The sequence below is a fragment of the Rhodoferax aquaticus genome (assembly GCF_006974105.1).
Lineage (GTDB): Bacteria > Pseudomonadota > Gammaproteobacteria > Burkholderiales > Burkholderiaceae_C > Allorhodoferax > Allorhodoferax aquaticus_A.
The window spans coordinates 2,042,367-2,057,294 of the sequence record NZ_CP036282.1 but is presented as its reverse complement, the minus strand read 5'-3'; the positions used below and the strand labels follow the sequence as shown (position 1 = coordinate 2,057,294).

Here is a 14,928-nt window from a genome sequence, read left to right as displayed (position 1 = left end):
GACAATGAATTAATCGCGGGAAGCACGCTTGCGTTCGTGCTCTTTCAAGAAGCGCTTACGCAGACGCACCGACTTGGGCGTGATTTCTACCAGCTCATCATCGTCAATGAACTCCACGCCGTACTCCAAGGTCAGCTCAATAGGCGGTGTGATCTTGATGGCATCTTCCTTGCCGGAAACACGGAAGTTGGTTAGCTGCTTGGTACGTGTCGCGTTTACGATCAAATCGTTGTCACGGTTGTGGATACCCACAATCATGCCTTCGTACACCGGGTCGTTAGGCTTCACGAACATACGGCCACGTTCATCCAGTTTGCCCAAGGCGTAGGTGAAGATTTCGCCGTCGTCCATGGAGATCAAAACGCCGTTCTTCCGGCTACCGATGTCGCCCTTGTGCGGCTCATAGCAGTCAAAGATGTTGGAGATCAAACCTGAACCACGGGTCAAGTTCAGGAACTCGTTGGAGAAACCGATCAAGCCACGGGCAGGGATACGGTATTCCAAGCGCACACGGCCGCGACCATCCGGTTCCATATTCACCAGCTCACCCTTGCGCTCGCCCATGGCTTGCATCACGCCGCCCTGGTGTTGCTCTTCAATGTCGGCTGTCACCAACTCAATGGGCTCATGCTTCTCGCCATCGATGTCCTTGAACATCACGCGGGGTTTGGAAACGGCCATTTCATAGCCTTCACGGCGCATGTTTTCCAAAAGAATAGTCAAGTGCAATTCACCGCGACCCAGCACTTCAAACACGCCTTCTTCGTCTGTTTCATTGACGCGCAAGGCGACGTTGTGTTGCAGTTCTTTTTGCAGACGGTCCCAGATTTGGCGGCTGGTCACAAACTTGCCTTCGCGGCCAGCCAAGGGGCTGGTGTTCACGCAGAAGTTCATAGTTAGCGTGGGCTCGTCCACCTTCAGCATGGGCAAAGGCTGTGGGTTGGCTGGGTCAGTCACCGTCACGCCGATACCGATTTCTTCAATACCATTGATCAGAACGATGTCGCCAGGTCCAGCCAAAGGACTTTGCACGCGGTCTAGACCCTGGAATGTCAACACCTGGTTGACACGGCCTTTGACAGCTTTGCCGTTCGGACCTTCCATAACCACCACATCCTGCATGGGCTTAACGGTACCTTGGCTGATACGCCCCACGCCGATACGGCCAACGAAGCTCGAGAAGTCCAGTGCAGAAATTTGCAACTGCAAGGGCGCAGCGGGGTCACCAGAGTTCGGTGGCACGTGCTTCAGGATGGTGTTGAACAAGGCCGACATGTCGGGGCCCCATTGCTCACCAGCAGCGCCTTCTTCCAGTGAAGACCAACCATTGATACCAGAGGCATACACCACAGGGAAGTCCAACTGCTCGTCGGTCGCGCCCAGCTTGTCGAACAAATCGAATGCAGCATTGACCACTTTGTCAGGATTCGCACCAGGCTTATCCACCTTGTTCACCACCACGATGGGCTTCAGACCCAAGGCCAAGGCCTTCTTGGTCACAAAGCGGGTTTGGGGCATGGGGCCTTCCTGGGCATCGATCAGCAACAACACGCTGTCCACCATGCTCAATGCGCGCTCCACCTCGCCACCGAAGTCCGCGTGTCCGGGCGTGTCGACGATGTTGATGTGGGTACCTTCCCAAACCACGGCGCAGTTCTTGGCCAAAATCGTGATGCCACGCTCTTTTTCAATCGCGTTGTTATCCATCACGGTGTCGACCACTTTTTCGTGATCGGCAAAAGTGCCGGACTGACGCAGCAACTGGTCAACCATGGTGGTCTTGCCATGGTCAACGTGGGCAATGATGGCGATGTTGCGGATTTGCTTAATGCTCATGATTCACTTTCTCTTAAATCTGGTCAAACTTCTGAATTTGCTCAATCTCGATGGGGCTCAATAAGCGCCCGGGTATCAATTCACCACCCGATGTATGCGCTGTACCCAGCAACGCACGCGGTGTTTCTGAAAACACGGCAACCATTTCGTGATCACTCCAAGCTCCGCGCCGTGAAACACCATTGGAAAACCTGGCTGCATTTTCCTTATTTAACGTGACAGGCACATGATCCGCAAGCAAGGCTTCAACAGGCAGCAAACACGCCAGTCTTTGCGCCTCATCCATCGCTTCCAATGCTTCCAAAGTCACGCACTGTGCAATACCAAAATCACCGGTCTGCACACGGCGCAAGCTGGTCAAATGCGCGCCGCATCCGAGCGCTTCGCCAATGTCCTCACCCAAGGTTCGTATATACGTTCCCTTGCTGCATTTGACATGCAAATTGAGTGAAACAGGCTGCGCGTCTGATGCCTCAAACGCCACATCTAGTTTGTGAATTTGCACCGCACGTGACTCACGCACCACTTCAATACCGGCCCTTGCGTATTCGTACAGGGCTTTTCCTTCTTTTTTCAAGGCGCTGTGCATAGGCGGCACTTGGCTTATCGCGCCGAGAAACTGCGCCTGGACCCGCACCAAGTCCTGCTCATTGACATGCACCGCACGCTCTTCAACAACATCACCCTCTGCGTCCGCGGTACTGGTTTTGACACCCAAGCGCGCCACAGCGTCGTAGCTTTTGTCGGCATTCAAATGCAACTGGCTAAACTTGGTCGCGGCGCCAAAACACAGCGGCAAAACACCTGTAGCGAGAGGGTCCAAAGTGCCAGTGTGGCCCGCCTTTTCGGCCCTCAGCAGCCATTTTACTTTTTGAAGTACATCGTTGCTAGACCACCCCAAGGGCTTGTCTAGCAGCAAGACACCGTGCACGGGCCTACGCACCACACGAACGCGCCCACCCTTAGGGTGCAACGTTTGCGGCAATCCAGCAAGTACGTCCGGCTCCCCCAAGGGAGCCTTCGCACCCTCAGGCGACCCGGCGAATGGCATGGTCAGTCCTCTTTTGCGCGTGATGAAACCGCACGTGCTATCAATGCATTCATGTCAGCAGCTTTCTCGGTCGTACGATCAAACAAGAAATGCAAGGTTGGCACAGTGTGAATGTGCAATCGCTTGAATAGCCCCGATCGCAAGAAGCCGGCAGCTTGGTTCAAGCCTTCAGCTGTAGCGACAGGGTCACCCACCAAGAGACTGAAGAACACTTTGGCATGCGCATAGTCAGGCGTGACCTCCACAGCCTGAATCGTAACCATCCCAACCCGCGGATCTTTAAGTTCCCTAGCAATGAGCTCGGTCAAATCACGCTGAATTTGATCAGCGACCTTAAAGCTGCGGTTTGGGGTACTGGACTTTTTACGCACGATAGATCAGCACCGATTACAAAGTACGCGCAACTTCGCGAATTTCGAAGAACTCGAGCACATCGCCTTCTTCAATCTCGTTGTAGTTCTTGATGTTCAAACCGCATTCGAAGTTCTCGCGAACTTCGCGCACGTCGTCTTTGAAACGCTTCAAGGAATCCAGCTCGCCGGTGTAAATCACCATGTTGTTGCGCAACAAGCGCAAGCGAGCGGAGCGGCGGACCACACCAGCAGTAACCATACAGCCAGCGATAGAACCAATCTTGCTGACCTTGAACACTTGGCGGATCTCCGCAGTACCGATGACTTCTTCCTTCTTGTCGGGCGTCAACATGCCAGACATTGCGAGCTTCAGATCGTCCACCGCATCGTAAATGATGTCGTAGTAGCGAATGTCGACACCATTGCCTTCAGCAAGCTTGCGCGCACCGGCATCTGCACGGGTGTTGAAGCCAAGAATGACTGCCTTAGAAGCAATCGCCAGATTCACGTCCGACTCGCTGATAGCACCCACTGCGGCGTAAACCAACTGCACTTTGATCTCATCATTCGAGAGCTTAAGCAAGGATTGCGACAACGCTTCTTGCGAACCTTGCACATCGGCTTTGACGATGATGGGCAGCATTTTGACTTCGCCAGCAGAGATGTCCGAGAACATATTCTCCAGCTTGGCCGCTTGTTGCTTAGCCAGCTTGGTGTTGCGGAACTTGCCTGCACGGTAGGTGGCAATTTCACGGGCACGGCGTTCATCCGCAAGCACCATGAATTCATCACCTGCTTGAGGCACTTCGGTCAGACCCTGAATTTCAACAGGAATGGAAGGTCCAGCCGTTTTGATTGGCTTGCCGTTTTCATCCAACATGGCACGAACACGGCCATACGTAGAACCCGCCAGCACAATGTCACCCGTCTTCAATGTGCCTGACTGCACCAAGATGGTAGCAACCGGGCCACGGCCCTTGTCCAAGCGCGCTTCAATCACCAAGCCCTTGGCCATGGCGTCCACTGGTGCACGCAGTTCCAAGATCTCGGCTTGCAACAACACTTGTTCCAGCAATTCATCAATGCCTTGACCCGTCTTGGCAGACACTGGCACAAAAGGCGAATCTCCACCGAACTCTTCTGGCACCACCTCTTCAACCACCAGTTCGTTCTTCACGCGCTCAGGGTTGGCATCGGGCTTGTCGATCTTATTGATCGCCACAACCAAAGGAACGCCTGCAGCCTTGGCATGCTTGATGGCCTCTTTGGTTTGCGGCATCACACCGTCGTCAGCAGCAACCACCAAAATCACGATGTCCGTGGCCTTGGCACCACGGGCACGCATAGCGGTAAACGCCTCATGTCCAGGGGTGTCCAAGAAGGACACCATGCCGCGAGGTGTTTCCACATGGTAAGCACCAATGTGCTGGGTAATGCCACCGGCTTCCCCAGATGCTACTTTGGCACGGCGAATGTAATCCAACAATGAAGTCTTACCATGGTCCACGTGGCCCATCACGGTCACAACGGGTGCGCGTGGCAGGGTTTCGGCGTGATGTTCGGACACTTCGTCATCCGTGAATGCCTCAGGATCGTCCAGTGCTGCCACAACTGCTTTATGGCCCATTTCCTCCACCACAATCATGGCGGTATCTTGGTCCAAGGACTGGTTGATCGTCACCATCTGCCCAAGCTTCATCAAATGCTTGATGACTTCAGAACCCTTGACCGCCATTTTGTGCGCCAAGTCAGAAACAGTAATGGTTTCTGGCACATGTACTTCAATAACACGCGCTTCAGCGATAGCGACTTGAGGACGTTGTTCCTCGCGGTCGTTGCTGCCACGTCTGCCTTTGGGGCCAGCGCGCCAGTTGCTCGAACGCCCGGCTCCTGCGCCAGTGTCGCCACGGGTAGGAATTGCCTTTTTCTTTGCGGGGTCACCCGCCCAGCTGCTGGACAGCTTGGCGGACTTGACTTCTTTACCGCTACCACCACCCGCGTTACCTGGACTGCCAGACGCTGGCGTAGCTGGTGCACCTGGCTTAGCAGGTTTTGCGGCTCCTGCTGCACCTGCAGCAGGTTTATGCAATGTGCCTTTGAGACCCGCTTTGGCAGGATCTGGCTTCGCCTCATCCGGTTTTTTGGCCAACATCGGCTTCTTAGCCGGGGCAGACATCATCAAACGAATGGCCGCTGCTTCGGCTTCGGCTTTGCGGCGACGCTCGCCCAAATCAGTGGCACGCGCAGCTTCTTCGGCAGCGCGTGCTTTGGAATCGGCTGCAGCCTTTTCGCTTGCGACAACTCGGGCTTTTACTAAGGCTTCTGCTTTCGCAGCAGCTTCGGCCTCTTTGGCCGCCGTATCGATGGGGGCTGCTACTGCAACCGTTATCTTCGCCTTTTCAGCCAATGCACGTGCCTGCGCCGCTTCTTGCGCTTCTAGCGCTTCTTGCGCTGCTTTGGCGGCTGCTTGCTCAGCCAACTCACGTGCTTTCTGTTCTTGAAGCTCGCGCTCCAAGCGCCGTTGAGCTAGCTCTTCCTCTTGAAGGCGAATCAATTCAGCTTGGCGACTTGCCTCTTCCTCTCGGCGCGCAAGTTCGGCCGTTTGGGCTTCAGTCTCAGCTTGCTGAGCAGCGACTTCCTGCTCTTGAGCATCAGTGACTTGGTCCACTCCGTCATCACGACGAACAAAGGTTCGCTTCTTGCGGACTTCCACTTGGATCGTGCGGGCCTTGCCTGTGGCATCAGCTTGCTTGATTTCGGTAGTCTGACGCTTAACCAGGGTGATCTTCTTCCGCTCGGCGGAAGCCGTTCCATGGCTGTTTTGCAAATAGCTCAACAAGCTGTGCTTATCCGAGTCTGTCAAGACTTCTGAAGCCGAAGACTTAGCGACTCCGGCAGACTTCAATTGCTCAAGCAAAACTTCGGTTGATTTTTTGAGTTCACTGGCAAACTCGGCGACTGTCGTACTGGACATTTATTGTGTAACCTTTCATGACCATTACTCTTCAGAAGCGGCATCATTGGTAAACCAATGTTCGCGCGCTTTCATGATGAGGGCCTTGGCTTCGTCCGCAGACTGGCCGGTGATTTCTGTAAGTTCGTCAACGGCCAAATCGGCCAAGTCATCCCTAGAGTGGACGCCTGCGTCGGCCAGTTTGCCCAGCAACTCAGAAGTGATACCTTCCAAATCCCGCAAATCCAGTGAAACATCTTCCACGCTCTCTTCATGAGCGATTTCCATCGTCAACAAAGCATTCTTTGCACGGGTCCGCAATTCGCTGACCGTTTCCTCGTCAAAGCTCTCAATTTCAAGCATTTCTTCAAGCGGCACATAGGCCACCTGTTCCAAGCTTGTAAACCCTTCCGCGATCAAGAGATCCGCAATCTCTTCATCAACATCCAGTTTCTCCATGAACAGAACTCGCACTGAGTCTGTTTCCGAATGCTGCTTTTGCTCCGACTCAGCCGCATCCATGATGTTGATTTTCCAGCCTGTCAACTCAGAAGCCAAACGCACGTTTTGACCTCCACGCCCGATAGCAATGGCGAGATTTTCTTCGTCGACAACCACATCCATGGCGTGCCGTTCTTCGTCTACGACAATGCTCGAAACGTTGGCTGGAGCTAATGCACCAATCACAAACTGGGCCGGATCTTCACTCCACAAGACAATATCAACGCGCTCACCAGCCAACTCATTGGTAACACCATTCACACGGGTACCACGCACACCTACGCAAGTACCAATAGGGTCGACGCGCTTGTCATGGGACAAGACAGCAATTTTCGCGCGGGACCCCGCATCACGTGCACAAGACTTGATTTCTAACAAGCCCTGCTCAATCTCAGGCACTTCTTGGCGAAACAACTCAACCATGAACTCGGGCGAAGAGCGCGACAACACGATAGGCGCACCACGCAGCGTGAGGTCCACCTCCATGATCATGGCGCGGACGCGATCCCCTGTACGCAGGTTCTCTTTGGGGATCATCTCACCACGGCGTAAACGACCCTCTACGCGCCCGCTTTCAACAATGATGTCCCCCTTGTCCATACGCTTAACCGTACCAACAAAGATCTTTTCACCGCGAGACATGAAGTCATTGAGCAGCATCTCGCGCTCAGCATCGCGAATTTTCTGCAAAATAACTTGCTTGGCTGCCATGGCACCAATGCGCCCAATAGGCACAGACTCTACCGACTCTTCGATGTACTCATCCACCTCTATGTCAGGGATTTGCTCCTTGGCTTCGAACAAAAGAATCTCTTGATCAGGCAACTGCAAGCCAGCCTCGTCAGGCACCACGTGCCAACGACGAAACGTTTCGTAATGACCGCTATCGCGATTCAACGCCACTCGAATATCCACCTCACCGGGGTAGAGTTTTTTAGTTGCTTGCGCCAGTGCAGCTTCGACAGCACCCATTACCACATCCAACTCCACGTTCTTTTCACGTGAGATGGCTTCCACCAGCATCAACAGTTCGCGATTCATGCTATGACTCTCCTGAAGACTCTTTTAATCAATCCACCAATACAAACTCAACACCATTGAAGGCACACGCCTTCAATCAGCACCTTCTATAAAACCTGCAGCACCTCGCCCTTTGAAACTCACAATAGGCGCCAAACGCGCTTCGCGCAACTCATCCAAGGTAAACCCCAGTGCCTGCAATGGCGCAGGAACGCGCTTCTTACTGACACGCTGCCCCGGCTTCACCTCAGGCTCATCACTCCAAACAATCTGCCAAGAAACCTCACCGGTCTGAGCAACCAACCGCTCCAAGGTGCCGCGAAACTTCTTTCGGCTCGCACTCACTTGCCCCGCGGCCGCCACTCCCATAGGCGCCTTGAGAGTCAAATCCACAACCTGACCCACAAATCGCTCAAAATCCTGCGCATGACGAAGTGGTCGATCTATACCAGGGGAAGACACCTCCAACCGACGGTAATCAACCGTCTCCACCTCAAGCGCAAACTGCAATTGACGGGTCACCTTCTCGCAATCTTCAACGTTGACAAACTGCTCCGTTGGCAACTCACCCTCTTTCGGCTGAGTCCAAGGCAAATCGATTGTGATACGCAGCAAACCGCCAGCGGAGCGATTAATCTCCACCAAGTCATAGCCAAGGCCAACAACTGTTTGCTCAACAATATCTTGTAATGCCACGTTGGGTTTATCCGTTCAAAACAGCGCCAAAAACACGTTCAAAAAACAAACGACCAAAAAAAACGGGCGGTAGTTACCCGCCCGTTTGGTCGTGAGCTTTGGATTGTATCCGAAAAACGGTATAAGGCCCTTGATTTTTAAGGATTTATTGCGTAGCCGCAAGCAAAATTTGGGTGTATTCCTGCGTTGGTCGATGAAAAACTTGGTCCGCCGGCCCCTGCTCCAACACGCGTCCATCACGCATAACGATGACATCGTGGGCCATGGCGCGCACCACCGCTACATCATGGGTAATCAACAAGTAGGCGAGCCCCCTTCCATGCTGGAGCCGTTGCAGAAGCCCTAGCACCTGCTGAGCCATAGTCATATCAAGTGCACTGGTCGGCTCGTCGAGCACTAGCAGTTTAGGCGCAACCACCAACGCACGCGCAATGGCAATGCGTTGCCGCTGCCCCCCTGAAAACTGGTGCGGATAACGCTGTAACAACCCAGGAAACTGAGCGTCCGTCATACCCACTTCCGCCAAAGTCTGTAAGACTTCGCTTTGCCTCTGTGCCGCCGAGAGAGATGGAGCGTGAATCAACAACCCTTCCCCGACTATTTCGCCAATAGTGAGGCGTGGAGACAACGAAGAGAAGGGATCTTGAAAAACGACTTGAATATCTTTTCGCAATGCCAAGTCAACGGATTTCGCTTGCCCCCAGCCTCTACCCCACAAGCGCAAGTTACCTTCTGACGGGTGCAAGCCCAAAACGGCCAAAGCCAGACTCGTTTTACCTGAACCAGACTCCCCAACTATCCCAAGTGTTTGACCAGCAGCCAAAGAAAAACTGGCCCCCTCGACCGCGGTAAAGACCGCCTTTGCAAACCAGCCACGTAGACCAGGTGTGGCCACCGGGTAAGAAACCCGCAATCCAGCAGCACTCACCAGCACCGGGGCCGACAATTGAATTGGTTGTATGTCCCGAGAAGGGGCACTCGCCAATAGGCGACGGGTATAGGCATGCTGGGGTTTCGTAAAAACATCCGCAACAACGCCTTGCTCGACGATACGCCCCTGCTCCATCACCGCAACCCGATCCGCGAAGCTGCGCACCAAGTGGAGGTCGTGGGTAATCAGCAGGACTGCCATGTTGTACTTGACTTGCAAACTACCCAAAAGATCCAAAATCTGTCGGCGCACTGTCACGTCTAAGGCTGTTGTTGGTTCATCCGCCAGCAGTAGCTTGGGCCGCGCAGCCAACGCCATAGCAATCATCGCGCGTTGCCGCTGCCCGCCCGAGAGTTGATGGGGATACGCATTAACCCGATGAGAAGGGTTTGCAATGCCCGTGTCTGCAATCAAATCAATAGCAGCCTGCGCAGCTTCCATGGGCGATAAGCCCATTTTTAGCTCTAAAACCTCCGCAATCTGCTCACCAATCGTGAACAGCGGATTCAAGGCAGACATGGGCTCTTGAAACACCATCGCGATGTCCTTGCCGCGAATGGCTTGCATCTTTTGCGGTGGCATCGCCAGCAAGTCTGCTCGACCGCTGTCAGTTTCAAACCACGCATGGCCGCTTACAGATGCACCCTGCGCAAGCCCCAGCAGGCTCATGGCGCACATTGTTTTCCCTGAGCCAGACTCGCCTACCAGTGCCAGTTTTTCACCTGGCTTGATATTAAAGCTGACACCGTTTACGACAGCGTGGCCCGCAAAACTTACACGCAGGTTATCGACAGATAGCAGCATCATTGGTCGGCCTTGCGTGGGTCCAAAGCGTCGCGCAACGCATCACCCATAAGCGTAAGTAGCAGAAGAGTGATGACCAGAACGGCGAATGTCGAGAGAGATATCCACCAAGCGTCAATATTGTTTTTACCTTGCGCCAAGAGCTCCCCCAATGACGGAGTTCCGGGGGGAACACCCAAGCCCAAAAAGTCTAGAGAGGTGAGCGCCAGGATCGCACCGCTCATGCGAAAAGGCAAAAAAGTCACCACCGGTGTCATGCTGTTGGGAAGGATATGGCGCACGATGATTTTCCAATTTGACACGCCCAGCGCTCTAGCTGCCCGAACAAAGTCAAGCTGCCGATTGCGCAGAAACTCGGCACGCACGTAATCGCTGAGCCCCATCCAGCCAAAGAGACTGAGCAACACTAGCAACAAAGTAATGCTAGGGGCAAACACCGCACTAAAAATGATGAGCAAATAGAGCTCTGGCATGGCACTCCACACCTCGATAAAACGCTGAAACAGCAAGTCTGTTTTGCCACCAAAAAAACCTTGGATGGCCCCCGTCAGCAAGCCAAGAAGGACCCCAACGAGCGTCAGTGCCAGTGCAAAAAGCGTACTGACGCGAAACCCATAAATCAATTGCGCCAAGAGGTCGCGACCCTTGTCGTCAGTCCCCAGCCAATTGGCTCGGCTAGGTGCCGACGGATTGGGCTCTTTGGCAAAATAGTTCAGCGTCTTGGGCCCATAGGGATTGATGGCGAACACGGCCCAATTGCCGGGCGCGGCGAGGCGCTGCTGAATGAAAGGGTCCAAGTAGTCCGTCGGCGTTGCGAAATCACCCCCAAACGTGGTTTCGGGATAGTCGCGCACGAGAGGAACGTAGACTTGCCCTTCGTAGCGTACCAAGAGCGGGCGGTCATTGGAAACCAACTCAGCAAACAGACTGACAACTAAGAGCGCCACAAACACCCACAAGCTGAAGTAGCCCATACGGTTGCGTTTGAAGCGCTGCCAGGCGCGCCGAGATGGGCTTTGTGGGACCAGCGAGACAGCGGGCCCAGCCACTGTAACCATGTGTGGATCAGTCGAATTTGACACGCGGGTCCACCCAAACATAACAAAGGTCAGAGATCAGCTTGGTCACCAAACCAATCAGCGTAAACAAATACAAAGTCCCCATGACAACGGGGTAGTCCCGCCGAATCACGCTCTCATAGCTCAGCAGTCCCAAGCCATCCAATGAAAACAGCGTCTCAATCAGCAATGAGCCCGTAAAGAACGCTCCGATAAAGGCCGCCGGAAAACCTGTGATGATGGGAATCAGCGCATTACGCATCACATGTTTCCAAAGGACCCGGTTCTCTGACAGCCCCTTAGCGCGGGCGGTCACCACATACTGCTTTCGTATCTCTTCAAGAAAAGCGTTTTTGGTGAGCATGGCCGTTACTGCAAAACTGCCTAAGACCATGGCAGTGACAGGCAGCACAATGTGCCAAAGGTAATCCACGATGCGAGCGCCCCACGCCATTTGTTCCCAGTTGCTAGAGGTCAAGCCCCGCAAGGGAAACCATTGCAATTGCCCACCAAAGACAACCAACAACGCCACCCCCAGAACAAAACCCGGAATGGCGTACCCAACCAGAACTACCATGGTGGTGATCAAGTCAAACCGAGACCCCGCACGCACCGCCTTTGCAACGCCCAGAGGCACTGCCACCAAATAGCTGATGAAAAAAGTCCAAAGTCCCAAACTCATGGACACCGGCAGCTTCTCCCAGATGAGTTGGGACACATCCCGGTTCTGAAAGAAGCTCTTCCCCAGATCAAAGCGGGCAAACTGCACCAGCATTTGCACAAACCGCTCGTGCGCTGGTTTATCAAAGCCATACAAGGCTTTGGCCATCTCAAGCCGTTTGGGGTCTACACCTTGCGCCCCGCGGTAGCTCAGGCCGCCTTCAGCCCCAACCCCAGCGCCTGCTTTTGCTTCGGCCAAGTACTGCTCAACGGGGCCACCAGGCACAAACTGAATCACCAAGAAAGTGAAGAACAAAACCCCCAACAGGGTGGGCACCATCAGCAGCAGTCGTTTGAATACATAGGTCAGCATTTATTTGGCCCACCAAGTGTCAATAGCCCATGTCTCACCTTGCGCGTAAGGCGGCATTTGCTCTGGGCGGCTAAGACGCCAATCGTTGTAGACCAAGCGGTGCGTGCTTGCTGACCACTGAGGAATTAAATAGTGGCTATGGCTGATCACACGGTCTAAGGCGCGGCAAGCAGGCAGCAACTCAGCCTTGGAGTTGGCTTGGGTCATGCGCGTGACCAATGCGTCAATCGCTGGGCTTTGGACACCACTGAAGTTGCCCGAATCTTCTTGCTTTGCTGCTTTGCTTCCGAACAGATCGGCAAACTCTTGCCCAGGGTTGTGCGTCCCTTGGTAGGCAATGGACGTGATGTCGAACTCGAATTTCTGGAGGCGCTGCTGGTACAAGGCAAAGTCCACAGGGCGAAACGTGAGTTTGACTCCCAACTTCTCAAGATTTCTGGCCCACGGTCCCACGGTGCGCGCGCCGGTTTCCGCGCTGTCCAAATACTCCAACTCAAACACATCGTTCTGGGTATTGCGCAAAGCACCGTCTCGATAGGTCCACCCAGCCTCTTTGAGCAGCTTCTGAGCCAAGCGCAAGTTGCCACGCAAAGAGCCATCACCATCTGTGCGCGGAGCCTGAGCCATAGGGCCAAACACCGCCTGTGGTATGCGGGAGCGCCAAGGCTCAAGCAATGCCAGCTGCGCTGGATCTGGGATACCCGAGGCTTGGCAGTCCGTGTTACCAAACAAGCCCTGCACCCGTTGGTAGGCCCCATAAAACATTTGCCGGCTCATCCATTCGAAGTCAATGGCAAGCCCCAGTGCTTGGCGCACGCGCACGTCTTGTAGCTGGCTGCGACGGGTGTTGAGAACATAGCTTTGAAAACCCGTGGGCAAGCGGTGCTTGAACTCAGCTTTCACCAACTCACCGGAGTCAAATTTGCGCCCATTCACCCGCCGCGCCCAGTCCCCTGCAGAGAAAAATCGCATGAGGTCAAACTCGCCCGCCTTGAGCGCTTCTAAGCGCGCGGTGCTGTCCTTGTAGATCTTGACGGTAATACGGTCAAAGTTAGCGGTGCCTTTGCGGACGTTCAAATTTTTGGCCCAATAGTTGGGGTCACGCACGTAAGTGATGTCTTTGCCAAACACCACAGGGCCAATCTTGTAGGGGCCGCTGCCAATAGGAATATCCATCACCACTTGATCAAAGGGCTTGAGCACCCCGCCCACTTCCCCCCAGCGGTGGCTAAAGATAGGAAATCCCCCTACCGTCAAAGGCAGCTCTCGGTTGGGGCGTTTGAAACGAAAACGCACCGTCAGTGGGTCCACCACATCGACACTGGCCAAGTCTTCCAACGCAGTGCGATAGCCGGGCGACGCAAACTCCCCCATGAGCATGGCGAAACTGTGCTTCACGTCCAAAGCACGCACCGGCTCGCCATTGTGAAAGCGAGCCTCAGGGCGCAGGCGGAAGGTGGCGTTTAATCGGTCGTCAGACACGGTCACGTCCTGGGCCAATAGCCCGTATCCTGCAGAGGTCTCATCGAGTGAGCTGGCCAAGAGTGAGTCAAACATCAGCCCACTGAGATAGGCAGGCGCAGAGCCCTTCACCGTGAACGGGTTATATTTGTCGAAGGTGGAAACGCGCAGGTTGCTTACCAAGCGCAATTCACCGCCCTTAGGCGCAGCAGCATTGACGTAGGCAAACTGCGAAAAACCTGCAGGATATTGCAGGTCACCCCATAAGGCATAGCCGTGGGCTGCGAAGCTGTAACCAGCGTGAACCAAGAGCAGCATCGGCAACAAAATTCGCATGCGACAATTCTGCACTATTCGGAGCATTTTTTAAGAGGACGTTATGGGCTTTTTAGCTGGCAAGAAATTATTGATCACCGGTGTTTTATCCAACCGCTCCATCGCTTACGGCATTGCTAAAGCCTGCCACGCCCAAGGCGCTGAGTTGGCCTTTAGCTACGTGGGTGAGCGGTTCAAAGACCGGATCACAGAGTTTGCAGCCGACTTTGACTCGAAGTTGATTTTCGATTGCGACGTGGGTGACGACGCCCAAATCGACAAGCTGTTTGCCGACCTAGCGACCCACTGGCCCACCTTTGACGGCTTTGTACACAGCATTGGCTTTGCCCCACGCGAAGCGATTGCTGGCAACTTTTTGGACGGACTTTCACGCGAGAACTTCCGCATTGCCCACGACATCAGTGCCTACAGCTTTCCCGCGATGGCCAAGGCAGCATTGCCTTACCTGACCGACAAGGCATCGCTCTTGACTTTGACCTACTTGGGCGGTGTGCGCGTGGTACCTAGCTACAACACCATGGGCTTGGCCAAAGCGTCGTTGGAGTCTTCAGTTCGGTACTTGGCAGAAGCCATTGGCCCGCGCGGCATGCGTGTCAACGGATTGAGCGCTGGTGCCATCAAAACACTGGCTGCAAGTGGCATTAAAGACTTTGGACGTTTGTTGGCCATCTCCGCAAGCGCATCCCCATTGCGCCGCAACGTCACGATTGACGAAGTGGGCAACGTGGCCGCGTTCTTGCTGAGCGACTTGGCCTCTGGAGTAACCGGCCAAATCTCGTATGTGGACTGCGGCGTGAGCCAATCTGCTGTGGCTGTTGTAGAAGGCGCTTAAGCAAAAAAATAGCTGCTTACGCCCATAGAATAAGCGTAATCAGCTATATAAGTAATAGCAAAG

General features: G+C 54.2%; 11 protein-coding genes. 1 reads left to right on the top strand and 10 read right to left on the bottom strand.

All coding sequences use genetic code 11. From position 1 onward, the window contains the following. Positions 1–9: 9 nt before the first annotated feature. The 10 genes from typA to EXZ61_RS09580 form a co-directional block, all read right to left on the bottom strand. The gene (gene typA / locus EXZ61_RS09625; protein ID WP_142811289.1) at positions 10–1,836 is read right to left on the bottom strand and encodes a translational GTPase TypA; all 1,827 of its coding nucleotides are present in this window, start codon (positions 1,834–1,836) and stop codon (positions 10–12) included. Between the two features lie 13 nt (positions 1,837–1,849). After that, positions 1,850–2,809: a tRNA pseudouridine(55) synthase TruB gene (gene truB, locus EXZ61_RS09620; RefSeq protein WP_425353626.1), complete on the bottom strand. Its 960-nt coding sequence runs from the start codon at positions 2,807–2,809 to the stop codon at positions 1,850–1,852. Positions 2,810–2,889: 80 nt separating this feature from the next. Continuing rightward, on the bottom strand, positions 2,890–3,261 hold the full coding sequence (rbfA, locus tag EXZ61_RS09615) for a 30S ribosome-binding factor RbfA (protein WP_142811285.1): 372 nt from the start codon (positions 3,259–3,261) through the stop codon (positions 2,890–2,892). A gap of 13 nt (positions 3,262–3,274) precedes the next feature. Beyond that, a complete protein-coding gene (infB, locus tag EXZ61_RS09610) occupies positions 3,275–6,214 on the bottom strand; it encodes a translation initiation factor IF-2 (RefSeq protein WP_142811283.1) in 2,940 nt (979 codons plus the stop codon). 24 nt (positions 6,215–6,238) lie between these two features. Next, positions 6,239–7,735 (bottom strand): transcription termination factor NusA, encoded by a 1,497-nt coding sequence (gene nusA, locus EXZ61_RS09605; RefSeq protein WP_142811281.1) that lies wholly within the window; start codon positions 7,733–7,735, stop codon positions 6,239–6,241. 72 nt (positions 7,736–7,807) lie between these two features. Beyond that, complete coding sequence (rimP, locus tag EXZ61_RS09600) at positions 7,808–8,410, bottom strand: ribosome maturation factor RimP (protein WP_142811279.1); 603 nt, start codon at positions 8,408–8,410, stop codon at positions 7,808–7,810. 145 nt (positions 8,411–8,555) lie between these two features. Continuing rightward, entirely contained in the window at positions 8,556–10,148 is a 1,593-nt protein-coding gene (locus tag EXZ61_RS09595; RefSeq protein WP_142811277.1) for an ABC transporter ATP-binding protein, read from the bottom strand. Next, positions 10,145–11,203 carry an ABC transporter permease gene (locus tag EXZ61_RS09590; protein ID WP_237219139.1) on the bottom strand — a complete coding sequence of 353 codons (1,059 nt, stop codon included), beginning with the start codon at positions 11,201–11,203 and terminating at the stop codon, positions 10,145–10,147. The genes EXZ61_RS09595 and EXZ61_RS09590 overlap by 4 nt, the downstream gene beginning before the upstream one ends. Before the next feature lie 7 nt (positions 11,204–11,210). Then, a complete protein-coding gene (locus EXZ61_RS09585) occupies positions 11,211–12,236 on the bottom strand; it encodes a microcin C ABC transporter permease YejB (protein WP_142811273.1) in 1,026 nt (341 codons plus the stop codon). Then, entirely contained in the window at positions 12,237–14,033 is a 1,797-nt protein-coding gene (locus tag EXZ61_RS09580; RefSeq protein WP_142811271.1) for an extracellular solute-binding protein, read from the bottom strand. A 43-nt stretch (positions 14,034–14,076) separates the two neighbouring features. On the opposite strand from EXZ61_RS09580, the gene fabI reads away from it, so the two are divergent. After that, positions 14,077–14,865, top strand: coding sequence for an enoyl-ACP reductase FabI (gene fabI, locus EXZ61_RS09575; RefSeq protein WP_142811269.1), 789 nt, complete (start codon positions 14,077–14,079; stop codon positions 14,863–14,865). Positions 14,866–14,928 lie beyond the last annotated feature (63 nt).